This is a genomic window from Streptomyces griseomycini, assembly GCF_014203535.1.
In the GTDB taxonomy this organism is placed as follows: Bacteria; Actinomycetota; Actinomycetes; order Streptomycetales; family Streptomycetaceae; genus Streptomyces; species Streptomyces griseomycini.
This window is the reverse complement of record NZ_JACHJI010000007.1, coordinates 346,669-370,162: the sequence shown is the minus strand read 5'-3', so window position 1 is coordinate 370,162 and position 23,494 is coordinate 346,669. Positions and strand designations below refer to the sequence as shown.

The 23,494-nt window shown below is 74.0% G+C and carries 23 protein-coding genes and 1 tRNA gene; 12 read left to right on the top strand and 12 right to left on the bottom strand.

Annotated elements, in window-relative coordinates; genetic code table 11:
• Positions 1 to 97: 97 nt before the first annotated feature.
• The 5 genes from ispD to FHS37_RS21885 all read left to right on the top strand — a co-directional run bounded on the left by ispD (position 98) and on the right by FHS37_RS21885 (position 6,228).
• On the top strand, positions 98 to 853 hold the full coding sequence (ispD, locus tag FHS37_RS21905; RefSeq protein ID WP_184823867.1) for a 2-C-methyl-D-erythritol 4-phosphate cytidylyltransferase: 756 nt from the start codon (positions 98 to 100) through the stop codon (positions 851 to 853).
• Positions 843 to 1,337, top strand: a complete 495-nt coding sequence (gene ispF, locus FHS37_RS21900; protein ID WP_184823865.1) for a 2-C-methyl-D-erythritol 2,4-cyclodiphosphate synthase — start codon at positions 843 to 845, stop codon at positions 1,335 to 1,337. Before ispD ends, ispF begins: the two co-directional genes overlap by 11 nt.
• Before the next feature lie 509 nt (positions 1,338 to 1,846).
• Entirely contained in the window at positions 1,847 to 3,247 is a 1,401-nt protein-coding gene (gene cysS / locus FHS37_RS21895; RefSeq protein ID WP_184823863.1) for a cysteine--tRNA ligase, read from the top strand.
• A gap of 210 nt (positions 3,248 to 3,457) precedes the next feature.
• Positions 3,458 to 4,399: a 23S rRNA (guanosine(2251)-2'-O)-methyltransferase RlmB gene (gene rlmB / locus FHS37_RS21890; protein ID WP_184823861.1), complete on the top strand. Its 942-nt coding sequence runs from the start codon at positions 3,458 to 3,460 to the stop codon at positions 4,397 to 4,399.
• Between the two features lie 146 nt (positions 4,400 to 4,545).
• Entirely contained in the window at positions 4,546 to 6,228 is a 1,683-nt protein-coding gene (locus FHS37_RS21885) for a DoxX family membrane protein (RefSeq protein ID WP_184823859.1), read from the top strand.
• Between the two features lie 86 nt (positions 6,229 to 6,314).
• On the opposite strand, the gene FHS37_RS21880 is transcribed toward FHS37_RS21885, so the two are convergent.
• The 4 genes from FHS37_RS21880 to FHS37_RS21865 form a co-directional block, all read right to left on the bottom strand.
• On the bottom strand, positions 6,315 to 7,046 hold the full coding sequence (locus tag FHS37_RS21880) for a nucleotidyltransferase family protein (RefSeq protein ID WP_184823857.1): 732 nt from the start codon (positions 7,044 to 7,046) through the stop codon (positions 6,315 to 6,317).
• 146 nt (positions 7,047 to 7,192) lie between these two features.
• On the bottom strand, positions 7,193 to 7,648 hold the full coding sequence (locus tag FHS37_RS21875; protein WP_184823855.1) for a hypothetical protein: 456 nt from the start codon (positions 7,646 to 7,648) through the stop codon (positions 7,193 to 7,195).
• Positions 7,649 to 7,868: 220 nt separating this feature from the next.
• Positions 7,869 to 8,957 carry an ABC transporter ATP-binding protein gene (locus FHS37_RS21870; protein ID WP_184823853.1) on the bottom strand — a complete coding sequence of 363 codons (1,089 nt, stop codon included), beginning with the start codon at positions 8,955 to 8,957 and terminating at the stop codon, positions 7,869 to 7,871.
• 177 nt (positions 8,958 to 9,134) lie between these two features.
• Complete coding sequence (locus FHS37_RS21865; protein WP_184823851.1) at positions 9,135 to 10,115, bottom strand: helix-turn-helix transcriptional regulator; 981 nt, start codon at positions 10,113 to 10,115, stop codon at positions 9,135 to 9,137.
• A gap of 94 nt (positions 10,116 to 10,209) precedes the next feature.
• Between FHS37_RS21865 and FHS37_RS21860 the strand changes: the two genes are divergently transcribed.
• Positions 10,210 to 10,623, top strand: a complete 414-nt coding sequence (locus FHS37_RS21860; RefSeq protein ID WP_184823849.1) for a DUF3224 domain-containing protein — start codon at positions 10,210 to 10,212, stop codon at positions 10,621 to 10,623.
• A gap of 87 nt (positions 10,624 to 10,710) precedes the next feature.
• Positions 10,711 to 10,787, top strand: a tRNA-Thr gene (locus tag FHS37_RS21855).
• A 57-nt stretch (positions 10,788 to 10,844) separates the two neighbouring features.
• Here the strand turns inward: FHS37_RS21855 and FHS37_RS21850 are convergent.
• From FHS37_RS21850 to FHS37_RS21840, 3 genes are all read right to left on the bottom strand, one after another.
• On the bottom strand, positions 10,845 to 11,732 hold the full coding sequence (locus tag FHS37_RS21850) for an aminoglycoside phosphotransferase family protein (protein ID WP_184823847.1): 888 nt from the start codon (positions 11,730 to 11,732) through the stop codon (positions 10,845 to 10,847).
• A gap of 84 nt (positions 11,733 to 11,816) precedes the next feature.
• Positions 11,817 to 12,791, bottom strand: coding sequence for a zinc-binding dehydrogenase (locus FHS37_RS21845; protein ID WP_184823845.1), 975 nt, complete (start codon positions 12,789 to 12,791; stop codon positions 11,817 to 11,819).
• 90 nt (positions 12,792 to 12,881) lie between these two features.
• A complete protein-coding gene (locus tag FHS37_RS21840) occupies positions 12,882 to 14,042 on the bottom strand; it encodes an FAD-dependent oxidoreductase (RefSeq protein WP_184823844.1) in 1,161 nt (386 codons plus the stop codon).
• A gap of 135 nt (positions 14,043 to 14,177) precedes the next feature.
• On the opposite strand from FHS37_RS21840, the gene FHS37_RS21835 reads away from it, so the two are divergent.
• The gene (locus FHS37_RS21835; protein ID WP_229890052.1) at positions 14,178 to 14,861 is read left to right on the top strand and encodes a pentapeptide repeat-containing protein; all 684 of its coding nucleotides are present in this window, start codon (positions 14,178 to 14,180) and stop codon (positions 14,859 to 14,861) included.
• A 177-nt stretch (positions 14,862 to 15,038) separates the two neighbouring features.
• Here the strand turns inward: FHS37_RS21835 and FHS37_RS21830 are convergent, their stop codons facing one another.
• Positions 15,039 to 15,539 carry a hypothetical protein gene (locus FHS37_RS21830; protein WP_184823840.1) on the bottom strand — a complete coding sequence of 167 codons (501 nt, stop codon included), beginning with the start codon at positions 15,537 to 15,539 and terminating at the stop codon, positions 15,039 to 15,041.
• Between the two features lie 83 nt (positions 15,540 to 15,622).
• On the opposite strand from FHS37_RS21830, the gene FHS37_RS21825 reads away from it, so the two are divergent.
• On the top strand, positions 15,623 to 17,056 hold the full coding sequence (locus FHS37_RS21825) for a M1 family metallopeptidase (RefSeq protein WP_184823839.1): 1,434 nt from the start codon (positions 15,623 to 15,625) through the stop codon (positions 17,054 to 17,056).
• On the opposite strand, the gene FHS37_RS21820 is transcribed toward FHS37_RS21825, so the two are convergent.
• On the bottom strand, positions 17,053 to 17,568 hold the full coding sequence (locus FHS37_RS21820; protein ID WP_184823837.1) for a hypothetical protein: 516 nt from the start codon (positions 17,566 to 17,568) through the stop codon (positions 17,053 to 17,055). The two genes, FHS37_RS21825 and FHS37_RS21820, sit on opposite strands and share 4 nt — an antisense overlap.
• Positions 17,569 to 17,751: 183 nt before the next feature.
• A complete protein-coding gene (locus FHS37_RS21815) occupies positions 17,752 to 18,327 on the bottom strand; it encodes a TerD family protein (protein WP_184823835.1) in 576 nt (191 codons plus the stop codon).
• A gap of 145 nt (positions 18,328 to 18,472) precedes the next feature.
• On the opposite strand from FHS37_RS21815, the gene arfB reads away from it, so the two are divergent.
• On the top strand, positions 18,473 to 18,910 hold the full coding sequence (arfB, locus tag FHS37_RS21810; RefSeq protein ID WP_184823833.1) for an alternative ribosome rescue aminoacyl-tRNA hydrolase ArfB: 438 nt from the start codon (positions 18,473 to 18,475) through the stop codon (positions 18,908 to 18,910).
• 318 nt (positions 18,911 to 19,228) lie between these two features.
• Here the strand turns inward: arfB and FHS37_RS21805 are convergent, their stop codons facing one another.
• Entirely contained in the window at positions 19,229 to 19,699 is a 471-nt protein-coding gene (locus FHS37_RS21805; protein WP_184823830.1) for a GNAT family N-acetyltransferase, read from the bottom strand.
• Positions 19,700 to 19,776: 77 nt separating this feature from the next.
• A complete protein-coding gene (locus FHS37_RS21800; RefSeq protein WP_184823828.1) occupies positions 19,777 to 20,361 on the bottom strand; it encodes a flavin reductase family protein in 585 nt (194 codons plus the stop codon).
• A 351-nt stretch (positions 20,362 to 20,712) separates the two neighbouring features.
• On the opposite strand from FHS37_RS21800, the gene cdgB reads away from it, so the two are divergent.
• Together cdgB and FHS37_RS21790 are read left to right on the top strand one after the other, a co-directional pair.
• Positions 20,713 to 22,419: a diguanylate cyclase CdgB gene (cdgB, locus tag FHS37_RS21795; RefSeq protein ID WP_184823826.1), complete on the top strand. Its 1,707-nt coding sequence runs from the start codon at positions 20,713 to 20,715 to the stop codon at positions 22,417 to 22,419.
• Positions 22,420 to 22,537: 118 nt separating this feature from the next.
• On the top strand, positions 22,538 to 23,473 hold the full coding sequence (locus FHS37_RS21790) for a carbohydrate-binding protein (RefSeq protein WP_184823819.1): 936 nt from the start codon (positions 22,538 to 22,540) through the stop codon (positions 23,471 to 23,473).
• Positions 23,474 to 23,494 lie beyond the last annotated feature (21 nt).

Genomic DNA, 23,494 nt, shown 5'->3' with positions numbered 1-23,494 from the left:
TCAGGGCGTCGCACCCGGCACTGCCCCCGCTCCGGGAGCAGGGGGTACGCCCAGGCCATACCCACGTAGGCCGAGCACACAAACCTGACAGGAACCGATGTCTGACGATCCGCTCCCCCCGCCCTCCCCGGCCCCCCGCACGGCGGCCGTGATCCCGGCCGCCGGCCGCGGCGTACGCCTCGGACCGGGGGCCCCCAAGGCCCTCCGGGTGCTCGGCGGCACCCCCATGCTCGTCCACGCGGTCCGCGCGATGGCCGCCTCCCGCGCCGTCTCCCTGGTCGTCGTCGTGGCCCCGCCCGACGGCGCCGCCGAGGTCAAGACGCTGCTCGACGCGCACGCCCTGCCCGACCGCACCGACTTCCTCGTCGTGCCCGGCGGCGAGACCCGCCAGGAGTCCGTGAAGCTCGGTCTGGACGCGCTGCCGCCCGGCTACGACATCGTCCTGGTGCACGACGCGGCCCGTCCGCTCGTCCCCGTGGACACCGTCGACGCCGTCATCGAGGCCGTCCGCGACGGTGCCGGCGCCGTCGTCCCCGCGCTGCCGCTCGCCGACACCGTCAAGCAGGTCGAGCCCGCCGCCGCGCCGGGCGACCCCGAGCCCGTGGTCGCCACCCCGGACCGGTCCCTGCTGCGCGCGGTGCAGACCCCGCAGGGCTTCGACCGGGCCACCCTGGTGCGCGCGCACGGGACGGTGACCGACGACGTCACCGACGACGCGAGCATGGTCGAGCAGCTCGGCGTGACCGTGGTGACCGTCCCCGGCCACGAGGAGGCCTTCAAGGTCACCCGCCCCCTCGACCTGGTCCTCGCGGAGGCGGTCCTGGCCCGCAGGAGGCTGAACGATGGCTTCTGAGCCGTACCCGCTGCCCCGGGTGGGCATCGGCACCGACATCCACGCCTTCGAGGACGGCCGGGAGCTGTGGTGCGCCGGCCTGAAGTGGGAGGGGGAGGGTCCGGGCCTCGCCGGACACTCCGACGCGGACGTCGTCGCGCACGCCGCCTGCAACGCGCTGTTCTCCGCCGCCGGTCTCGGCGACCTGGGGCAGCACTTCGGCACCGGGCGGCCCGAGTGGTCCGGGGCGTCCGGCGTGGCGCTGCTGACCGAGGCCGCGCGGATCGTACGGGAGGCCGGATTCCGGATCGGCAACGTCGCGGTGCAGGTCGTCGGCCCCCGGCCGAAGATCGGCAAGCGCCGGGAGGAGGCCCAGAAGGTCCTCTCGGAGGCCGCCGGAGCGCCGGTGTCGGTGTCGGGGGCCACGACGGACGGGCTCGGCTTCCCCGGTCGGGGGGAGGGGCTCATGGCGGTGGCGACGGCCCTGGTCGTGCGCGCGGACTGAGCGGTCCGCCCGCGCCGCGCGGTGGTGCGAAGCCCGCCGTGACCGTCCCACCGCCGACGCGTCTTCACCGCCCCGGACCTGACGGCCCGGCGCCCGGGCCCCGCGCCGGGCGGTCCGCACCCGACACCGCCGCCCGGCGCCCGCGTCCGAGCGGTGCGCGCCGGGTGTCCGTGTTCGGCGGGTCGGTGGGCGGTGCCCGGGGTCCGGTGAACCGGCGGGGCGGGCCCGGGGCCCCGTACCCGAGACCCCGGGTGTCCGATGCCCGCGTCCGGCGGCTCGGCGGCCTGTGCCCGGTGTCGACGCCCGGTGGTCCGCTGTCCGCTGGCCGCCGTCCGGCGCCCGCGTCCGAGCGGTGCGCGCCGGACGGGCCGGGTGCCCGGCGTCCGTGTCCGGTGGGCCGGCGGGGTGTGCCCGGGGGCCGCGGCCGGCGGGGGGCGTGTTCGGCGACCCGTGCCCGTCGAAGCCCCGGAAGGCACCGGGCACGCCCCGGTGCCCACTACCCTGGAGGGGTGACTATTCGCCTGTACGACACCAGCGCCCGGCAGATCCGTGACTTCTCCCCGCTCAAGCCGGGTTGTGTCTCGATCTACCTGTGTGGTGCCACCGTGCAGGCGGCGCCGCACATCGGGCACATCCGCTCGGGGCTGAACTTCGACATCATGCGCCGCTGGTTCGAGTACCGCGGCCTGGAGGTGACGTTCGTCCGCAACGTCACCGACATCGACGACAAGATCATCGCCAAGTCCGCCGAGCAGGGCCGCCCCTGGTGGTCCATCGGCTACGAGAACGAGCGCGCCTTCACGGACGGCTACCGCGCCCTCGGCTGCCTGCCCCCCACCTACGAGCCGCGCGCCACCGGCCACATCACCGAGATGGTCGAGATGATGCGCGGCCTCATCGAGCGCGGCCACGCCTACGAGGCCGACGGCAACGTCTACTTCGCCGTCACCTCGTTCCCGGAGTACCTGGAGCTGTCCAACCAGGAGCTGGAGAACCTCCTCCAGCCCTCCGGCGAGGGCGAGACCGGCAAGCGCGACCCGCGCGACTTCGCCATGTGGAAGGCGGCCAAGCCCGGCGAGCCGAGCTGGGAGACGCCGTGGGGGCGGGGACGTCCCGGCTGGCACCTCGAGTGCTCCGCCATGGCGCACAAGTACCTGGGCACCGCCTTCGACATCCACGGCGGCGGCCTCGACCTGGTCTTCCCGCACCACGAGAACGAGATCGCCCAGGCCAAGGCCTACGGCGACGAGTTCGCCCGCTACTGGGTGCACAACGCCTGGGTCACCATGAGCGGCGAGAAGATGTCGAAGTCGCTCGGCAACTCGGTGCTCGTCAGCGAGATGGTCAAGCGCTGGCGGCCCATCGTGCTGCGCTACTACCTCGGCACCCCGCACTACCGGTCGATGATCGAGTACAGCGAGGACGCCCTGCGCGAGGCCGAGTCCGCGTTCACCCGGATCGAGGGCTTCGTGCAGCGCGCCGCGGAACTCGCCGGAGGGCCGGTCGAGCCGTCCGCCGAGGTGCCGCCCGCCTTCGCCGAGGCGATGGACGACGACCTGGGCGTGCCGCAGGCGCTGGCGGTGGTGCACACCACCGTCCGGCAGGGCAACAGCGCGCTGGCCGCCGACGACAAGGAGGCCGTCGTCGCCCGCCTCGCCGAGGTCCGCGCCATGCTCGGCGTGCTCGGCCTCGACCCCCTCGACCCGCACTGGGCCGGTGAGGGCGACCGGGGCGAGGACCTGCACGACGTGGTCGACAGCCTCGTACGCCTCGTCCTCGACCAGCGCGAGGCCGCCCGGGCCCGCAAGGACTGGCCCACCGCGGACGCCATCCGCGACCGGCTCAACCAGTCCGGGCTGGTCATCGAGGACAGCCCGCAGGGACCGCGCTGGAGCCTCGGCCCGAGCTGAGGGACCGACGGGGATCCAGGGGCCCACGGGATCCAGGGGCCCACGAGGGACCCGCGGGGCTCCCCCGCGGGTCCACCGGGCTCCACGGGGAGCCCCGCGGCTCCCCGTGATCGACTGTGCCGTCCGGGGCTCCGGGCGGCACACTGCAGAGACACACTCCATAGACGTCACGCACGTACGCACCCACCACTTCACGGAGACGGATACCTCATGGCCGCGAACAACCGCCGCATGTCCGGCAAGAAGGGCGCGCAGGTCGGCAGTGGCGGCCAGCGACGCCGGGGCCTGGAAGGCAAGGGGCCGACGCCGCCCGCCGAGATGCGCAAGGGCCACGCCAAGCAGCGCGCCGCCCAGGCCAGGGCGCGCCGCGCCCAGGGCCGCCCGCAGCAGCGGCGCGGCGGGGGCCGTTCGACGTCCGAACTCGTCGTCGGCCGCAACCCCGTCGTCGAGGCGCTGCGCGAGGGCGTGCCCGCGTCCACGCTGTACGTCCAGCAGTTCATCGACAACGACGAGCGGGTGCGCGAGGCGCTCCAGCTCGCGGCCGAGCGCGGCGGGATCAACCTCATGGAGGCGCCCCGTCCGGAACTCGACCGGATGACCAACGGCCTGAACCACCAGGGTCTGGTCCTCCAGGTCCCGCCGTACGAGTACGCCCACCCCGAGGACCTCGTCGCGGGCGCCCACGAGGAGGGCGAGGACCCGCTGATCGTCGCCCTCGACGGCGTCACCGACCCGCGCAACCTCGGCGCCGTCGTCCGCTCCGTCTCCGCCTTCGGCGGCCACGGCGTCGTCGTGCCCGAGCGGCGCGCCGCCGGCATGACCGCCGGCGCGTGGAAGACGTCCGCGGGCACGGCCGCCCGTACGCCCGTCGCCCGCGCCACCAACCTCACGCGCGCCCTGGAGGCGTACAAGAAGGCCGGGATCACGGTCGTCGGCCTGGCCGCCGACGGGGACGCCGAGATCGGCGAACTGGACGCGCTCGGGGGCCCGGTGGTCATCGTCGTCGGCAGCGAGGGCAAGGGGCTGTCCCGGCTGGTCGGCGAGACGTGCGACTTCCGGGTGCGGATCCCGATGCCGGGTGGCGCGGAGTCGCTCAACGCCGGTGTGGCGGCGGGCATCGTCCTGTACGAGGCGGCCCGGCGCCGCGGCTGACGCGACCGGGGCGAGCCGCCCCGCCTGAACGGACGTTCGGCGCCGTCACCCACACGGGGCGTTCCGGGTGGTCCGGGCCAGCTTGACGCGGTCCGGACACATCCGGCGGGTCAAGGCAGTGTCCTCACACCCCGTCACTCGGTTAGATGAGTGTGGACACCAGAACACCCCGCACACCCACGGGGGACCGCTCGTCGGGACTCGACGACGCTCCCGCGCTGAGCATGGTGAAGGTGCCGAGCGATCCGGCGCAGGTCGTCGTCAATCACGCCAGCTTCCGCGTGCAGCTGGGCGCTTCGGCGTGGCGCGCCCCGTCGCCGCGGATCGCACGGCACTCGAGCGCCGCCGAGGACACCGCCCGCATCCCCGTCGTCACCACCATGGGCGCGGCGGGCCGGGCCCCCGCCCGTCGCCGTCCCGTCGTCTGGAGCGGCCGCTCCGCCCCCGACGACACCGGCGCCCACCGGCTCCTCCAGGCCGTGCGGCGCGGAGGCGTCCGCCACGCCGACGAGCCGTTCACCGGCGCCGGTGGCACCGGCACCCGGGTCGTCCCCCGGCCCGGCACCGGACCCGACGGCCACCCCGGCACCGGACCCGACGGCCACGACGACGGCCCGGCCACCCAGCCCCTCGAGACCCCGTTCGTCGGCGCCCAGCGCAGGCCCGGCGACGGGCCCCTGCTGCCCCCGATGCGCCCCGTCGGCAGCACCTACGACGAACCCGGCTACGGCGGTCCCGGATACGGTGAACCCGCCTACGGAGAAGACGACTTCGAGGACACCGGCCGGCGCGGCAGGCGGCACGGCGACGACCCGGCCCGGCACGCCTACTACCCCGGCCGCCGGATGAACCTCGGCGTCGTCCTGCTCCCGCTGCGGGTCCTCCTCGGCTCCATCTCCGTCTACGCCGGGATGAGCAAGCTCTGCGACCCCCTCTACTTCGAGGGCGGCAAGCGCGGCTCCATGGTCAAGTGGCTGCACACCCTGCACCCCTGGGACGTCGCCGAGCCGCTGCGCCAGTTCGCCCTGGAGCACCCCGTCGGCTCGGGACTGGCCATCGCCTTCCTCCAGGTCGTCGTCGGCGTCCTGACCGTCCTCGGCTGCTGGCAGCGCGTGGCGGCCGTGGTCGGCGCGCTGCTCTCGGCGGCGCTGCTGGTCACCGTCAGCTGGAAGAGCGCCCCCGCCTACGAGACGCCCGACATCATCTACCTCGCGGCCTGGTCCCCGCTGATCATCGCGGGCGCCCCCGTCTACTCCGTCGACGGCCGCCTCGCGGGCGGAGCCTGGCGCCGGCTCGGTCCCCGCGCCGACATCTGGGACCTGCGCCGTCATGTCCTGCGCCGCGGCGCCCTCGTCACCGGCGTCGTCTGCGGGCTCACCCTGCTCGTCGGCTCGTTGCTCGGCGGTGCCGTCCGCGACGCCGACCGCGTGGTCGTCCCGGGGCCCGGCGAGGCCCCGCGCAACGAACTCCCCGGCTCCCCGCTCCCGCAGGAACCCGGAGAGTCGCCGGAGAAGCGCACCCCGTCGGCCTCCACCCCGCCCAGCCGGAGCGCCACGTCCGGCTCGACCGCCCCGTCCGCCGGGACCACCACCCCCGGTGCGACCCAGGGCGCCGGCGCCGTCACCCCCAGCCAGACCCGGGGCAGCACCGGGCAGGCCCCGCCCCAGCAGTCCTCCCCGGTCGACCAGGCCCCGAGCACCAGCTCCGGCCCGACCTCGGGCGGCAGCGCCACCGGCGGCAGCAGCGGCACCCCGAGCGGGGGCAGCAGCAGCGGCGGCGGCAGCGGCTCCACGGGGGAGCGGGGTCTCGTGGGCGGCCTCCTGGGGTAGGAGCGTCCGCCCGCGTACGGCGAAGGGGTCCCGCACGGACGTGGTGCGGGACCCCTTCGCCGTACGCCGTCACGGGTGGAGGCGGGTCAACGACCCTGCGCCGCCAGCTCCTTCGCCGCCTCCGTCAGGTCCTTCGCGGTGTCGATCGCCCGCCAGTAGGAGCCCTGGGGGATCGGGAACCCGGCCAGCCGGCGTTCCCGCGCCAGGTGCGGGAACGTGGTGCGCTCGTGGTCGCCGCGCTCCGGGAGCAGGCCGGCGAACTCGGGGGAGAAGACGTACACGCCCGCGTTGATCTCGAAGGTCGACGGCGGGGCCTCGATGAAGTCCGTGATGTGGCCGAAGCCGTCCGTCCGCACCGCGCCCCACGGGATGCGCGGGCGGGCCAGGGCGAGGGTCGCGACGGCGTCCCGCTCGGTGTGGAAGTCCGCCATGTCGCGCAGCGAGAAGCGGGTCCAGATGTCGCCGTTGGTGGCGTACCAGGGCCGGTCCGGGTACGGGAGGTGCGCGGCGGCGTACTTCAGGCCGCCGCCGCGGCCGAGGGGTTCCGTCTCGACGACGGTGGTGACGGAGACGGACAGGTCGGCGGTCTCCAGCCACTTCTGCAGGACCTCGGCGAGGTGGCCGCAGGAGACCACCACGCCCGTCACGCCCTCCTCGGCGAGCCAGGAGAGCTGATGGCCGATGATCGGGGTCCCCGTACCGGGGATCTCGACCATCGGCTTGGGCCGGTCGTCGGTGTACGGACGAAGCCGGGAGCCTTGGCCGCCGGCCAGGACGACGGCTTGAACGGGGCGGAACGCGGCGCTCGGATCGGTCATGAGCGAACTGTACGTGGCGTCCCGCGGGCGACCGGGTCCGGTGGCCACTCGAACGCGCCGGGCGGTGTGCCCGGCGCCGGGCCGTGCGCTCAGCGCTGGGCCGTGCGCTCAGCGCTGGGCCGTGCGCTCAGCGCTGGGCCGTACGCTCAGCGCTGGGCGGTGACGACCCCCGACGCGAAGGAGGTGTCGCAGACCGGGCGGGCGTAGGACTGGGCCCTGGCGGGGCCGTACACCCGGACCGCGGCCTTGCCGAGGGCGCGGGCGATGGACGTGCAGTGCTTCGCCAGCGACGGGCGGTCGTTCACGGCCTGCTGGAGCCGGGTGAGCGCCACGCCCGGGTCCTGCTCCTGCAGTTCGACCAGCAGCGCGTCGCGCAGCACGTCCTGCGGCGCGCGGGCGGCGGCACGCGAGGAGGCGCCGGAGACGGAGGTGTCCGCGGCGGTGAGCACCGGACTCGAGGAGTTCCCCGACCAGTTGACTCGCGCGACCGCGAGGGTCCCGGAGAGCACCAGGACGACGGGCAGGACGAAGGCGAGGGTGCGGCCGATCCGGAGGGCGGGGCCCCCGCCGCGTCGCGTCTGAGGGTTCGTGGAGTGCTTCACGCGTGTGAGGGTAGCGGCAGGTAGCGGCAGGAAAACTCGGAGTCACCGGTTCGAGGGATGAGGGGGCGGGGGTTCGAGGGCGCGTGTTGACGCACGCTGCTCGAAATGCCCGTTGTGCCGGGGTATTTGTCGACACGGGGAAGGGCCCCGCAGCAGCCTGCGGGGCCCTTCCTCATCGTCTCGGGTGAATCCCCCCGAGTCGTGCGCTCCGGCCGGTCCCTCAGTCGGACAGGCGCGCGCCGGTCGAGGTCGAGAACACGTGGGTCTCGCCCGCCCGCGGCACGACGTGCAGCGTGCTGCCCTTCTCCGGGACCTCGCGGCCGCCGACGCGGACGACGAGGTCCTTGGTCTCGCCGCCGACCTGCGCGGTGCCGTAGACGAACGCGTCGGAGCCCAGCTCCTCGACGACGTTGACGGTGACCTCGACGCCCAGGTCGGAGTCGGGGCCGGCCACGTCGAAGTGCTCGGGGCGGACGCCGACCGTGACGGTCTTGTCGGAGGTGGCGGCCAGCGCCTCACGCTCGACCGGCACCACCGAGTTGCCGAACTTCACACCGCCGTCGGTGACCGGGACCTCGACCAGGTTCATGGCCGGGGAGCCGATGAAGCCGGCGACGAAGAGGTTCGCGGGCTTGTCGTACATGTTGCGCGGGGTGTCGACCTGCTGGAGCAGACCGTCCTTGAGGACCGCGACCCGGTCGCCCATGGTCAGGGCCTCGACCTGGTCGTGGGTGACGTAGACGGTGGTGATGCCCAGACGGCGCTGGAGCGAGGCGATCTGCGTACGGGTGGACACGCGGAGCTTGGCGTCCAGGTTGGACAGCGGCTCGTCCATGAGGAACACCTGCGGCTCACGCACGATGGCGCGGCCCATGGCCACGCGCTGGCGCTGACCGCCGGAGAGCGCCTTCGGCTTGCGGTCCAGGTACTGGGTCAGGTCGAGGATCTTCGCGGCCTCCTCGACCTTCTGCCGGATCTCCGCCTTGTTGACGCCGGCGATCTTGAGCGCGAAGCCCATGTTGTCGGCGACCGTCATGTGCGGGTAGAGCGCGTAGTTCTGGAACACCATGGCGATGTCCCGGTCCTTGGGCGGCAGGTGGGTGACGTCGCGGTCACCGATGCGGATGGCGCCGCCGTTGACGTCCTCGAGCCCCGCGAGCATCCGGAGCGAGGTGGACTTGCCGCAGCCGGACGGGCCGACCAGGACGAGGAACTCGCCGTCCGCGATCTCGATGTCGAGGGCGTCGACGGCGGGCTTGGTGGAACCCGGGTAGATCCGGGTCGCCTTGTCGAACGTGACAGTGGCCATGGTGAACGGTCCCCTTCTACCGGCAGGAACGTGCCGGACGATCCGAGTAGGAAGGTGTGCCACCACGGGTGTTCCGTGGTGGTGTAGTCCACGAGGGTGAACTGGACCAGGACGGTACCCGGCGTTCACCTGGTCTGTCAGTACTTCGAGGACGGTGAATTCCGCGAAAACTTTCGATCACCGGGAGGGTGATCCGGTCGCGTACCGGTCCGCGAGCACCGCCACGGCCGCCGCGACCGCCCGCCGCAGCCCCGCCGGGCCGAGCACCTCCGCCTCGACGCCCAACCGGAGCAGGTCGCCGGTCGCGACCGCCTCCGACTCGACGGGCAGCTCCACCTCGACCCACCCCTCGCCGTCCGGCGGTCCCGCGTCCGCGAGCGCCCGCACGCCCGCCGCCCCGAACTGCATCGGCAGCAGCTTCTGCCCGCGCGGCGAGAGCCGCAGCCGGGCCGTGCCCTGGCGCAGTGCCGCCTCCATCCGCCGGGAGGACTCCGTCCAGTACGCGGCCAGGTCGAAACCGGCCGGACGGGTGAACTCCGCGCCGGTCTCCTCCACCGCCAGGAACCGCGACACCCGGTAGGTGCGCACGGTGTCCTCCGCCAGCGCCACCAGGTACCAGATGCCGCCCTTCAGCACGAGCCCCAGCGGGCACACCTCCCGGTGCACCTCGCCGCGCCAGCGCCGGTAGCGGGTGCGCAGCACCCGCCGCTCCCACACCGCGCGTGCGATCGGCTCCAGGTACGGCACGGGGTCGGCGTCCCGGAACCAGGCCGGCGCGTCCAGGTGGAAGCACGCGCGCACCCGCCGCGCCTGCCCGGCCAGTTCCCCCGGCAGGGCGGCCTCGATCTTCAGCTGGGCGCTCGCCAGCACGGCGCCCAGGCCCAGGTCCCGGGCCGGCCCCGGCAGCCCCGCCAGGACCAGTGAACCGGCCTCCGCGTCCGTCAGCCCGGTCAGCCGCGTCCGGTAGCCCTCCATCAGGCGGTAGCCGCCCTCCGGCCCGCGCTCGGCCCGCACCGGCACCCCGGACGCGCCGAGCGCCTCGATGTCCCGGTAGACGGTGCGCACCGACACCTCCAGTTCCGCCGCCAGCTCGGGGGCGGTCATCCGGCCGCGGTTCTGCAGCAGCAGGAGCAGGGAGAGAAGCCGGTCGGCACGCATGGGGGCCATTCTCCGCCCGTACCTGACAGGAGGTGTCAGGTACGGGCGGAAGGGTGGGTCCACAGGCCAGAGCAGGCACCAGAAGGGAACACCCATGCCCGTCACCCGGACCACCACCGGCCACTTCACCTTCGCCGGCTGGAAGGAGGAACCCGTCACCCCGGAAGGCGCCCACCCCCGGCTCGCGCACGCCACGGTCACCAACGCGTTCTCGGGCGGCATCGAGGCCGGGGCCACGACCTGCGACTACGCGATCGCCTACCTGACCGGGACGACCGGCACCTTCGCGGGCATGGAACTCGTCGGCGGCCGGGTCGACGGGCGCGAGGGGACCTTCGTCCTCGAGGAGCGCGGGCGGTTCGAGGCCGACGGCACCGTGCACTGCTCCTTCGAGGTCGTCGAGGGATCGGGCACCGAGGGACTGACGGGGCTGCGCGGCACGGGCGGGTTCACCTACCGGCACGGGGAGACGGAGGTGGCGTACACCTTCGCGTACGAGCTGGAGTGAGCGGGCGGGGGCCGACTCCCCCAAGTGCGTGGCCCGGCGAAACCGGCTCTGTGTACAGTGGACCAGCCTTCGCGCGCGCCGCGCGGTGCCTCCTTAGCTCAGATGGTCAGAGCAGCTGTCTTGTAAACAGCAGGTCGTCGGTTCGAATCCGACAGGGGGCTCCAGCCGAGTCCCGGGCCGGACCCGCTCCGGCCCGGGACCTCTTTCGGCCCGGCATCCCCCTACGCCGTACGGCCGCGCAGGCGGCGGGCGATCTCCAGGTCGTTCTCGTCCAGGGGACGGCCGTCCTCGATCTCCCACAGGCAGTTCTGCAGCAGCCGTCCGTACGTCCACGCGCGCGCCCGCGCGCGGTCGAGGCCGAGGACGTCGGTCATGGCGTCGAAGCGCCAGTGGACGTCGCCGGCGTCGAAGTTGTTGGCCAGGGCGGGCCAGAGGTCGAAGCCGGGGTCGCCGGCCAGTGGCTTGGGGTCGATGGCGAGCCAGGGCGCGCGGTCGGCGGCGAGGACGTTCTCGTCGTGCAGATCCCAGTGCAGCAGGCGGTCGCCGGGTTCGCCGGCGACCTCCCGTACGGCGGCCGCGCAGTCGGCGACGAGGCGGCGGGCCGCCGGGTCCGGGATCCGGTCCAGCGCCGCGGGCGTCCGCTCCAGCATGGACGCGGCCATGTCGCCGAGGTGGCGCATGCCCTCGGGCGCCGGGGTGGCGTGGAGGTGGGCGAGGAGGCGGGCGATCACCAGGACGCCCTCGTGCACGTCGGGCTGGTGGGCGAGCATCCGGGAGGCGTCGAGGCGTTCCAGGAGCATGGTGCCGGTGGGTTCGTCGTGGTCGAGCAGGCGGACCGCTCCGTCGCCGTTCCACAGGCGCAGGGCGACCGGTTCGCCCTCGCTCTCGTGGTCGCGGATCTGGAGCTTCAGCACGGCCGGGGTGCCGTCCGCGCGGTCGACCGGCAGGACCAGGGCGCTCACGCCGTGCATGGGCGCCCCGGTGACGCGCAGGTCCCAGCGGTCCAGGAAGGCGGCGGCGAGGTCCGGCAGGGCGGCGATGAAGGCCCGGCCGGCCTCCTTGTTGAACTTCTCCTGGGCGGCGGCGAGTTCCTCGGGAACGTCGATCATTTCTCGCACGGTAGTGGGGTACGGAAGCCGGGGCACGTGGATTGACGGGCTGCCGCGCGGCTCGCCCGGACCCGTGGGCGGGTCCTACGGCTCCAGGACGACCTTTCCGGTCGTGCGCCTGTTCTCCAGGGCCCGGTGGGCGGCCGCGGCCTCGGCGAGGGGGAAGCGGTGGACGGCGGGGGTGAGCCGGCCTCCGGCGGCCTCGGCGAGGGCGCGCAGTTCGAGGGTGCGCACGGGGTCGGGGCCGCCGGCCTTCCGCATCATCGCGGGCCCGAGGACGTTCGTGGAGACGCCCTCGACGAGGTGGGGGCTGTCGCTGTCGACGCCCTCGGCCGACCAGCCGAACACGACGTGCCGGCCGCCGGGCGCGAGGAGACCGACCAGCGCGCGGGCGACGTCGCCGCCCACGCCGTCGTACACGACGGTGACCTCGCCCCGGTGGCCGTCGAGCCGTTCGATCCACTCCGGGGCCGTGTAGTCGACGGCGAGGTCGGCGCCGCCCGCCGCCACCCGGGCCGTCTTCGCGGGGCCGCCGGCCAGGCCGATGACGGTGGCGCCGGCGTTCTTGGCGTACTGCACGAGGAGGGTGCCGATGCCGCCCGCCGCGGCGGGGACGACGACCACGTCGCCCGGGCCGGGTTCGGCGAACTGCACGACGCCCATCGCCGTACGGCCCGTGCCGATCATGGCGACGGCCGCGGCGAAGTCGAGCCGTTCCGGGACCTCGTGCAGGCGGTCGGCGTCGGTGACGGCCAGCTCCGCGTAGCCTCCGGGGGCGAAGCCGAGGTGGGCGACGACCCGCTTGCCGAGCCAGTCGGCGGGCGTGCCCTCGCCGACGGCGTCCACGACTCCGGCGACCTCGCGGCCGGGGACGGTCGGCAGGGTGGCCAGGGCCGGGGCGGGGCCCCGCACGCCCTGCCGCAGGGCCGTGTCCAGGAGGTGGACTCCGGCCGCCCGTACGGCGACGCGGACCTGTCCCGGGCCCGGCAGCGGGTCCTCGACCTCCTCGTGGAGGAGGTTCTCGGCCGGGCCGAAGGCGTGCAGGCGGATGGCGTGCATGTGGGGTCCCCCCGTGGGTGCGGTGGATCGTCTCCGTCACGACGACCCCACCCTTCGACCTCGAGCACACTTGAGGTCAAGCGCGTGAGGTCAAGCGCGCTCGAGGTCGAGCTCGCGCCGGCCGAGGGCGAGGGAGACGGCCGTCAGGGCGCTGTTGAAGGAGACCTCCGCGAGCACGCCGGGCGCGGCGACCTGGTCGCCGACGAGGTAGACGCCGTCGCCGCGGTCGACGGCGGGCCGGTCGCGCCAGCTGGTGCCGGGCAGGTCGACGGCGCCGGTCCGCCCGTTCGCCAGCGCCTCCCGCCGCCAGGTGACCCGCTCGCGCCAGCCCTCGAACCCCAGGTCCAGCAGTTCCTCGGCGCGCGTGACGCCGTCGGCCTTGGACTCGTGCGGGGCGACGGGGATCTGTCCCTGGATCAGCTGCTCGCCGGCCGGGGCGAGGGTGCGGTCCTGGGCGGTGAACCGCTCCAGCCAGCCCGGCGCGTCCAGGTCGGACACGACGAACGCGTCCCCGCGCCGGGAGCGCACGGCGAGGTCGACCAGGACGGTACGGCCGCTCGGCCAGGTCAGCGAGGAGTCGCCGAGGAGGCGGCGGGCGGAGTCGAGGGAGGTGGCGACGACGACCGGGGTGTCGGTGGGCAGGGTGTCGACGCGGGACAGGGTCTCCATCCGCACGCCCAGGTTCCAGGCGCGGGCGGCCATCCGGTCGATGAGCGCGCCCCAGCCGCCGCGCGGGTAGTGCGCCTCCGGGGGCAGCTTGGTGGCACGGCGGAGGCGTTCCTGCACGAACGCGGCGGACAGGGAGCCCGGGTCGTGGTGGAACAGCGCGACCGCGGAGTAGTGCGCGGCGGCCCGCGCGGCCTCCTCGCCGGCGACGCCGGTGGCCCAGGTGAGGAAATCGGTGTCCACGGGCGCCTGCGCGCCGCCGCGGCGCAGCAGCTTCAGCATCGCGAAGGGCGGGGTGCGGCGCAGCGCGCCCCGGTGGCGCAGCCGCAGCCGGGCCACCTCCAGGGGCGGGATCGGGGCGAGCGGTCCGATGAGGCCGCGCCGGCGGAGCCAGGACCAGTGCGGGCCGCCGTTGTAGAGGGCGTGCGGCCCCTCGTTCGTCCGGTACGGGCCCTCGGCGGTGCGGGCCCGGCCGCCGAGGGTGTGGTGGGCCTCGTGGACGGTGACCTTGGCGCCCGCCTCGGCGGCGGTGATGGCCGCGGTGAGTCCGGCGAAGCCGCCTCCGACGACGGTGATGCGGTGCATGACGGGGGTCTCCCTTGCTCGGGGTCGCCTTCGGGTTGTCCGCTGCTACGACTCGTCGAGGGCCCCGAGATGTGACATGCGCGGGGTTTCCGCAGGTCAGCGGGATTGTCGGTGGTGGGGTGCAGCATGGTGGGCATGGCGAGGGAGCGGAGCGCGACGGGTGGTACGGGGACGAAGGGGGCGCGGCGCCCGGAGCTGAGGCTGCCCGCGCCGGAGCGGTTCGAGGGGGACGGACTGGAGCCGGACGGGGACTACGACGGGCTGGAGTTCCGCGAGGCGGACCTCTCCGGGCAGGTCGGCGCGGGGGCGCGCTTCCTGGACTGCGTGCTGACGGGGTGCGCGCTGGACGGGACGCGGCTGTCCCGGGCGCGGGTGCTGGACTCGGCCCTCACCGGCGTCCGGGGCGTGGGCACGGACCTGGCCGAGGCGACCCTGCGGGACGTCGAGGTGACCGACGCGCGTCTCGGGGGGACGCAGCTGCACGGGGCGGTGCTGGAGCGGGTGCTGGTCCGGGGCGGCAAGATCGACTTCCTGAACCTGCGCTCGGCCCGGCTCAAGGACGTCGTGTTCGAGGGCTGCGTCCTGGTCGAACCGGACTTCGGCGGGGCCCGGCTGGAGCGCGTGGAGTTCGTGGACTGCGCGCTGAAGGGCGCGGACCTCTCGGGGGCCGCGCTGAAGGACGTCGACCTGCGGGGCGCCGCCTCGCTGGAGATCGCGAGGGGGGTGGACCGGCTGTCGGGGGCGGTGATCAGCACGGCCCAGCTGCTGGACCTGGCACCGGTGCTGGCGGGGGAGATGGGGATCAGGGTGGAGGGCTGAGCGGGGCCCAGGCGGGCGGGGGACCGGGCCCCGGTCCTCGTACCGGCCCCGTGCGCCCGGCCCGAGGCGTTCCGCCGGACGGCGCGCCGGGGCGGACGGCCCGCCGGCACCACTGGTTCCTCCCTCCGGTCCGGTGCCGCTCCCGGGAGGGGCGCCGCACCGTGTGAGCGGGAGCGGTCAGGGGATCCTCGGGAAGCGGGCCTGGAGGGTCCAGACGGCCGGGTTCTCGCCGAGGTCCTCGTGCAGGTCGATCAGGTCGGCGAGCAGGTCGTGCAGGAAGTCGCGGGCCTCGCGGCGGAGTTCGGCGTGGGAGAAGGTCAGCGGGGGCTCGCCGGCCGGCAGCCACTCCGCCTCGATGTCCACCCACCCGAAGCGGCGCTCGAAGAGCAGGCGGTCGGTGGACTCGGTGAAGTCCAGCTCGGCCCGCTGGGGGCGGGAGGCCCGGGAGCCCGCCGGGTCCCGGTCGATGTGCTCCACGATGTCGCACAGCGCCCAGGCGAAGTCGAGCACCGGCACCCATCCCCAGGCCGTGGACACCTCGCGGTCCGTCTCGGTGTCGGCGAGGTAGACGTCACCGCAGAACAGGTCGTGGCGCAGGGCGTGGACGTCCGCGCGGCGGTAGTCGGTCTGCGGCGGATCGGGGAAGCGGTTGGAGAGGGCGTAGCCGATGTCGAGCACGGGGTGATGGTGTCACGACACGGCACGCCCGCCCGCACGGGCACCTGGCGGGCGTCGCCGCCGCGCCTCCGTAGGATCACGGAGTGCGCCCCCGCCGCTCCCGTCGTACCCCCCGTTCCCGTGCGTCCACCGCCGTCGGCCTCGTCCTGCTCGCCGTGGTGGCGACCGCGTGCGGCGGCGGCGGTGGTGGCGTCACTCCCGGTGCGAACGGGGTCCGCGACCCGTACTTCCCGAAGGCGGGCAACGGCGGTTACGACGTCGTCCACTACGCCCTCGACCTCGCCTACGACCCCGGCGCCCACCGCCTGACCGGCACCGCGACGCTCACCGCCCGCGCGACCCGGGACCTCTCCGCGTTCAACCTCGACCTCGAGGGCCTGGACGTCGGGGAGGTCACCGTCGACGGCGCGGCCGCGCGCCGGCACCGCGCCGGCCAGGAGCTGACGGTCCGCCCGCGCGACGGGCTCGACCGCGGCGCGCGCTTCCGCGTCACCGTCCGCTACTCCGGCGCCCCCGTGACCGTCACCGACCCGGACGGCTCCGAGGAGGGCTGGCTGCGCACCGCCGACGGCGCGCTGGCCCTGGGGCAGCCGACGGGGTCGATGACCTGGTTCCCCGGCAACCACCACCCCTCCGACAAGGCGACGTACGCCCTGGCGGTGACCGTGCCGGAGGGGCTGCGGGCGGTGTCCAACGGGGAGCCGGACGGCGAGGAGACGCAGGGGAACCGCACGACCTACCGCTGGCGCACCACCGAGCCGATGGCGAGCTACCTCGCCACGCTCGCCATCGGCCGGTACGACGTCGACCGCACCACGACCGCCGGCGGTCTGCCCGTGTACACGGCGGTCGACCCGGACCAGGCCGCGGCGAGCCGCGCGGTCCTGGCGCGGCTCCCCGAGGTCATGGCGTGGGCGGAGCGGACCTTCGGCCCGTACCCCTTCTCCTCCACGGGCGCGATCGTGGAGCGCCCCGGGGACGCCGGGTACGCCCTGGAGACCCAGAACCGCCCGGTCTTCCCCGGCGCCCCCGGCATCGGGCTGGTGGTCCACGAGATCGCCCACCAGTGGTACGGCGACTCCGTCACCCCGGAGACCTGGCGGGACATGTGGCTCAGCGAGGGCTTCGCGACCTACGCGGAGTGGCTGTGGGAGGAGGACCACGGCGGCGGCACCGCGCAGCAGGCCTTCGACGCGCTGTACGCGGGTGACCGTCTCCGCGGCGCGGAGGCGGACGAGGCGCTGTGGTCGTTCCCGCCGGCGCGACCGCCCGACGCGGCGCACATCTCCGGCGTCCCCGTCTACCAGCGCGGCGCGATGGTCCTGCACAAGATCCGGCAGACGGTCGGCGACGGCCCCTTCCGCGCCCTCCTGCGCGGCTGGGCGGAGGAGCACCGCCACGGCAACGCGGACACCGGCGACTTCACCGCGTACGTGGAGAGGTCGGCCCCGGACGAGGACTTCGCCGGGATCTGGGCGGACTGGCTGTACGGGGAGGGAAGACCGGAGCACCCCTAGACGTGCTGTCCCCCTGCCCGGTGCCGCTTCGTGTACGACCAGGTCACCGCGGTCATCAGGACCGGGACGGCGAACAGCGGGGCGAAGGCGGCGGCCCAGACGGTGTGGGCCGTACCGCTCGACAGGTACGTCCGGCTCTCGACGGAGAGGGCGACCGCGAGCTGCCACAGGGCCACCAGGACCAGGACGCCGGAGGCGGTCCGGGCCAGCGCGGCGAGGGTTCGGGGGCGCAGGGGACGCCACCGGTCGGTGACGAGCAGCAGCGGGAACAGGGCGGCCAGCTCGGTGACCACGGAGAGGCCGACGACGTAGGCGACGCCCCAGCCGGGGATGGCGAAGACGTCGCGCAGCACCTGGTCGCTGTAGCCCACGGGGACACCGGAGGCCATGGCGATGCGCCACAGGCCGGAGGGGAGGGCGCACAGCGCGATGGCGTGAGCGGCGCGGCGGGCCCAGACGGGTGCGGGAGGAGCGGCGGGGAGGGCTGCGGTCGCTGTCGTCATGACGGACACGCTGCCGGCGGGCGGTACCGCGGGGCTTCGTCCGCCGGGACGGACCGTCTCCGTCGTACGGGGGAGGGCCCCGCCCTTCCGGGAGAGGAGGGGAGGGGCCTCACCGCGTGCCGGAGCCCCCGGGCCCGTCCTCACCGTGGCCGGGGGCTCCTGCGGAAGCGGCTGCTTCGGGAGGGGCGTCCGTCAGACGTTCACGCCGAAGTCCTGGGCGATGCCGGCCAGGCCCGAGGCGTAGCCCTGGCCGACCGCGCGGAACTTCCACTCCGCGCCGTTGCGGTACAGCTCGCCGAAGACCATGGCGGTCTCGGTGGCGGCGTCCTCCGACAGGTCGTAGCGGGCGATCTCGGCGCCGCCGGCCTGGTTGATGATGCGGATGTAGGCGTTGCGCACCTGGCCGAAGTTCTGGCTGCGGTTCTCGGCGTCGTAGATCGAGACCGGGAAGACGATCTTGTCGATGTCGGCCGGGAGCGCGGCGAGGTTGACGTTGATCGCCTCGTCGTCGCCGGCGCCCTCACCGGTGCGGTTGTCACCGGTGTGGACGATGCTGTTGTCCGGGGTCTGCTTGTTGTTGAAGAAGACGAAGTGGGCGTCGGAGTAGACCTTGCCCTGCGGGTTGACCGCGATCGCCGACGCGTCGAGGTCGAAGTCCGTGCCGGTGGTGGTGCGGACGTCCCAGCCGAGGCCCACGGTGACGGCGGTCAGGCCCGGAGCCTCCTTGGTGAGCGAGACGTTGCCACCCTTGGACAGGCTTACAGCCATTGTTGGGAGTCCCTTCCCTCGTTTGCGTACGGCTAGAAGCTACAGCTACCCCCTTGAACGCGGAGAGGGGTACGCGAGGTTCCGGGTCTCTTTACTTTCTTTACGCGACTTATTCGGGTGACGTGGACCGGTCAGTGGCGGGACCATGGACCACATGTCCGGTCCTTATCCCGTCCGCGGCTCCGTCTGTCTGCCCGAGACCGAGCTCATGTGGCGCTTCTCGCGGTCGTCGGGGCCCGGCGGGCAGCACGTGAACACCAGCGACTCGCAGGTCGAGCTCCGCTTCGACCTGGCCCGCACCGAGGCGCTGCCCGAGGTGTGGAAGCAGCGGGCGCTCGAGCGGCTGGCCGGGCGGCTGGTCGGAGGCGTCGTCACCGTCCGCGCCTCCGAGCACCGCTCCCAGTGGCGCAACCGCGAGGCCGCCGCCGTGCGGCTCGCGGCGCTGCTCGCCGAGGCCACCGCGCCCCCGCCCAAGCCCCGCAGGCCGACCCGCGTCCCGCGCGGCATCAACGAGCGCCGGCTGCGGGAGAAGAAGCAGCGCTCGGAGACGAAGCGGGGGCGCTCCGCGCGGCACTGGGGGTGAACGGCGGCCCGGGAAGGTCGTCCCGGGCCCGGGCGGTGGGCCGGGGGCGGTTGTCGGGCTCGGGGGCCGGGGCCGTCGGCGGGCCTGGAGCGACCGAGGGGCCCGAGTGGCGGGGCCGGGAGGGCCGGGGAGCGGGGCGGTCGGCAGGCCGGGACCGTCGGCGGGCCCGGGGCGGCCGGTGGGCCCGGGGCGGCCGGTGGGTCCGGGCGGTGGGCTGGGGGCGGTTGTCGGGCTCGGGGGCCGGGGCCGTCGGCGGGTCCGGGTGGTGGGCCCGGGGCGGCCGGGGGAGCGGCAGGCCGGGGCGGGGAGCGGCATGGGTCAGTCCAGCGTCAGCACGCCCACCGTCTCGCCCTCGGCGACCTCGCCGTTCTTGCGGAAGCCCAGGCTCAGGTAGAAGCCCTCGGGGCCGTTGTCGCCGGGCTCCCAGGTGACGTAGAACTCGGTCGCGCCCCGGCGGCGGAGCTCCGCGGCCACCGACTCCACGGCGAACCGCCCGTACCCCTTGCCCTGCTCCTCCGCCGCGATGTTCAGCCGCCACAGGCCGGAGCGGATGACGCTGCCGCCGTCCTCGTGCCAGTCGATGTCGAGGAAGGCCATCAGGAAGCCGACCGCGCGGTCGCCGTCCATGATCAGGCGGGGCCAGGCGGCGTCGGGGTGGACGTAGGCCTCGGCGAGGGAGTTCACCACCGGGGCGACCGCGAATTCCTGGTCGGGGCGGACCCGTATACCGAGGGCGGCCTTGAGGTTCTTCGGGGTGATCTCTTCGAGGCGGAGTGCGGTCGTCGTCATCCGTGCACCCTAGGCACGGGAATCCCGCCCGGTAAAAGGAATTTCGCGACCGGAAAGACGGTGCCGCTCGTCGACGTTCAGCCCAACTGACGGTAACGGCCGCGGAAATACATCAGCGGACCCCCGTCCGCGCTCGGCAGCCGGGCCGTCAGGACGCGGCCGATCACCAGGGTGTGGTCCCCGGCGGTCACCCGCTGCTCGGTGCGGCACTCCAGGGTCGCCAGCGCACCGCCCACCAGCGGGGCCCCGGTGTACTCGCCCCGGACGTACGGGATGTCCTCGAAGAGGAGCCGGTCGCTGAGGCGTCCCTTCATCGCGAAGCGGCCCGCGATGTGCCGCTGGCTCTCGGACAGCACGGACACCCCCCACAGGGGCTGCTCGTCGAGCAGGTCGTCCATGCGGGAGCCCTCGCGCAGGCTGACCAGCACCAGCGGCGGGTCCAGGGAGACCGACATGAACGCGGTCGCCGTCATGCCGGCGTCCTCGCCGGCCGGCGCCCGCGGGTCGTCCGGGTCCAGCGGCGGCTCCTGCGCGGTCACCAGGACCACACCGGCGGCCAGACGGGACATGGCGGCGCGGAACTCGTCGTTGCTCACCCCCTCAGCATGCCGGGCGGCGGGCGGCGGGGTGATCGCGGAGAGGGCGGCTGGAGTGTTCGGCACGGCCCAAACGCTAATCTCCGCTCCGCACGCACCGCATCGGACCCCGGTCCGAGCGGGGGCCTAGGACCAGCGGCCGATCCGGTAGGGCCCGATCCGGCACGGGACGGACACGGGTCGTGCACAACCGCCACAAAGACTGTGTTCGGTAAACGCACGGGGAAACCGCGGAAAGGCAACGCAATTGTTCACGTTTGCCTGTGACTTGAGTCACAAGAGGTAGGAATTGTTGACCCTGTGTACCGAGTGGGCAGCGCGCTGTGATTCAGTGGCGGGGAAGCTGCCAGGGCACCATCCGGAAAGGCGCCGAAGAGAACCCTTGATTCACTCCGAGGTCTCGGGGGGAGGGCGAGCATGGAGACCGAGTCGGAACCCTACGTCCGTCTTGCGTCCCTGCGACAACTGCACCAGGTCATGGCCGCGTTGAACACGGCCCGCAGCCTGGCCGACACGTTGCAGACCGTCGCCGACGGCGTCGTGAACGCCCTCGGGTACGAGCTGGCCTGCGTCAACCTCGTGCGCCCCGACGGCGACCTGGTCGTCGCCGCCTTCGCCGGCAACCCCGCCGCCGAGGCCCTCATCACCGGCCGGGTCGGCTCGCGCGAGTCCTGGGACCGCCGTCTGGGCATGGGCGAGCGCTGGGGCGACCTGATCTTCATCCCGCACACCGAGGGCTGGGTCCTCGACGACGACGACGTCCCGCAGTGGTACACGGACGGTCCCGCGCCCCGCTTCGAGGACGAGTGGCACCCCTCCGACCGCCTCTTCGCCCCGATGTACGCGCCCGGCCCGCAGGGCGGCGGCACCTCCGGCGAACTGCTCGGGGTGCTGTCCGTGGACCGCCCGCGCAACGGCCGCCTGCCCGGCGCCTGGGGCCGCGAGGCGCTCCAGATGTACGCCTTCCAGGCCGCCATCGCGATCAGCAACGCGCGTCTGCGTGCCAACATGCAGCGCGCCCTGGTCCGCCTGGAGCGCGAGCAGCAGGCGCTGCGCGCCAGCGAGGAGAGCTTCCGGCAGGCCTTCGAGTACGCCCCCTCCGGCATGGCCATCGCCGAGATGGGCGGCGACCAGCACGGCCGGATCCTGCGCACCAACGACGCCCTGTGCCGACTGCTCGGCCGCCCCGCCTCCGCGATGCGCCGCTACGCCTTCTCCGACCTCGTCCACCCCGAGGACATAGGCACCCTGCTCCGCACCTCCGCCGAGGGCGGGCGCGCCGAGCTGCGCCTGGGTCGCCGGGACGGGACCTACGTCTGGGTGTCGCTGCGCAACTCCGTCGTCGCCGACGCCGCCGACGGGCCCCGTTTCCTGCTCACCCACGTCGAGGACATCGAGGAGCGCAAGCGCCGCGAGCTCCAGCTCGCCCACCGCGCCTCCCACGACTCCCTGACCGGCCTGCCGAACTCCGCCGAACTGCGCGCCCGGCTCTCCGCCCGGCTGTGCCGGCAGCAGCCGCAGAGCACGCTGCCCGCCGCCGTCGGCTCCCTGGCCCCCTACGAGTCCTTCGACTCCTACGAGTCCTTCGACTCCCAGGACGCCGCCCACGGCACGCCCGCCTTCGACCGCGGCCACGACTTCGACTTCCCGCCCGGCGCCGACGCGTACGACGGCTACGACCACCACGTGCACACCGTCGCCCCCGCCGGGGAGGCCGACGACGGAGCCAAGGGGCTCGCGGTGCTCTTCTGCGACCTCGACGGCTTCAAGTCGATCAACGACCGGTTCGGGCACAACGCGGGGGACGCGGTGCTCATCGAGGTCGCCCGCCGGCTCAGCAACGGCGTCCGCGACGGCGACACCGTCGCCCGGCTCGGCGGCGACGAGTTCGTGATCCTCGCCGACGGGCTCGGCCGGGCCGACGCCCAGGACCTCGCCGTACGGCTGCGCAACGAGATCATCCAGCCCATCCGGGCCGAGGGCCGGGCCGTGCGGGTCGGGGCCAGCTTCGGCATCGGGTGGGCCCACTGCGGAATGACGGCGGACGAAGTGTTGAAGTCCGCCGACGAACGGATGTACGTCGAGAAACGATCTCGTCCCAAACAGCACAGACGCGCGGGATGAACCGCAGGTCAGGGAGTTGATGCGGTCTGCGTCACCCGTTCGGGTCACCGGGTGGGGGTAGGCTCGCTTCTCTCAGCCACTCGTACCGCACCCGATCCGCAGCTAGGAGCACCAAGGGATGACGCCCGGCAACAACGGCGCGAGCACGCCCGAGGACGACGACCCGTTCGGTTACCTCTACGCCGACGGCCAGGCCAACGGGGCCCAGCCGCCGTCCGGGGGCTACGGCTACCCGAACTCGGTCAACCGGGTGCGGCCGGTCGGGGCCCGCCAGTACGGCCAGCAGGGTCCCGCTCCCCAGGCACCGCCGCAGCAGGGCGTCTACGGCCAGCCGAACGCCCACTACGCCGCCCCGGAGACGCTGCCCGGCGGCGCCGCCACCACCCAGTCGCCGCAGCCGGCCCGCGGCGGCGGGGGCGGCCGGGGCCGCGGCCCGAACACCAAGGGCCTGCTCATCGGCGCGATCGCGGTGGTCGCCGCGGTCGTGGTCGGCATCGGCGTGGCGATGATCGGCGGCGACGAGGACAAGGGCGGCGAGAACCGGGCGGACGCGACGCCGACCCAGTCCCAGAGCGGCGAGCCGAGCCCGACGACCAGCAGGAGCGCGGCGGCGGAGGAGGCCGAGCTGCCGACGACCGACGCGCAGGCGCTGAGCCTGGGCGGCAGCGCGGCCCTCGCCTCGGACGTCGAGGGCGCGCAGTCCGAGGGCGGCAGCTACGTGGCCAACCTCAACCAGCCGGGTTCCTCCGTCACCTGGACCGTCAACGGCATCCCGGAGGACGGCGCCTACACCGTCTTCGTCCGCTACAGCACCACCGACGAGCCCCAGTCGATGACGCTCACCGTCAACGGCAAGCCGTTCGGTTCCAAGCTGAACATGGACAACTTCGCCCGCGCCGAGGGCGGCGACTTCTCCAAGGGCTGGACCCAGACCTACGCGTGGCCCACCCTCAACAAGGGCACCAACACGATCTCGCTCTCCTGCGCCGACGGCGACAAGTGCAACGTGCTGGTGGACCAGATGTGGCTGAAGGAAGGCCAGGTCAAGAAGTAGCGCGGCCGGTCCGGGGGCAGC

Bases quoted from the DNA above. Each gene is read 5' to 3' on its own strand.
- FHS37_RS21840 (WP_184823844.1), bottom strand. From the start codon at position 14,042: ATGCACCGCATCACCGTCGTCGGAGGCGGCTTCGCCGGACTCACCGCG.
- FHS37_RS21845 (WP_184823845.1), bottom strand. From the start codon at position 12,791: ATGCACGCCATCCGCCTGCACGCCTTCGGCCCGGCCGAGAACCTCCTC.
- FHS37_RS21805 (WP_184823830.1), bottom strand. From the start codon at position 19,699: ATGACGACGACCGCACTCCGCCTCGAAGAGATCACCCCGAAGAACCTC.
- FHS37_RS21835 (WP_229890052.1), top strand. From the start codon at position 14,178: ATGGCGAGGGAGCGGAGCGCGACGGGTGGTACGGGGACGAAGGGGGCG.
- FHS37_RS21885 (WP_184823859.1), top strand. From the start codon at position 4,546: ATGAGTGTGGACACCAGAACACCCCGCACACCCACGGGGGACCGCTCG.
- FHS37_RS21880 (WP_184823857.1), bottom strand. From the start codon at position 7,046: ATGACCGATCCGAGCGCCGCGTTCCGCCCCGTTCAAGCCGTCGTCCTG.
- rlmB (WP_184823861.1), top strand. From the start codon at position 3,458: ATGGCCGCGAACAACCGCCGCATGTCCGGCAAGAAGGGCGCGCAGGTC.
- FHS37_RS21860 (WP_184823849.1), top strand. From the start codon at position 10,210: ATGCCCGTCACCCGGACCACCACCGGCCACTTCACCTTCGCCGGCTGG.
- FHS37_RS21870 (WP_184823853.1), bottom strand. From the start codon at position 8,957: ATGGCCACTGTCACGTTCGACAAGGCGACCCGGATCTACCCGGGTTCC.
- FHS37_RS21865 (WP_184823851.1), bottom strand. From the start codon at position 10,115: ATGCGTGCCGACCGGCTTCTCTCCCTGCTCCTGCTGCTGCAGAACCGC.
- FHS37_RS21790 (WP_184823819.1), top strand. From the start codon at position 22,538: ATGACGCCCGGCAACAACGGCGCGAGCACGCCCGAGGACGACGACCCG.
- FHS37_RS21815 (WP_184823835.1), bottom strand. From the start codon at position 18,327: ATGGCTGTAAGCCTGTCCAAGGGTGGCAACGTCTCGCTCACCAAGGAG.
- cdgB (WP_184823826.1), top strand. From the start codon at position 20,713: ATGGAGACCGAGTCGGAACCCTACGTCCGTCTTGCGTCCCTGCGACAA.
- ispF (WP_184823865.1), top strand. From the start codon at position 843: ATGGCTTCTGAGCCGTACCCGCTGCCCCGGGTGGGCATCGGCACCGAC.
- FHS37_RS21850 (WP_184823847.1), bottom strand. From the start codon at position 11,732: ATGATCGACGTTCCCGAGGAACTCGCCGCCGCCCAGGAGAAGTTCAAC.
- arfB (WP_184823833.1), top strand. From the start codon at position 18,473: ATGGACCACATGTCCGGTCCTTATCCCGTCCGCGGCTCCGTCTGTCTG.
- ispD (WP_184823867.1), top strand. From the start codon at position 98: ATGTCTGACGATCCGCTCCCCCCGCCCTCCCCGGCCCCCCGCACGGCG.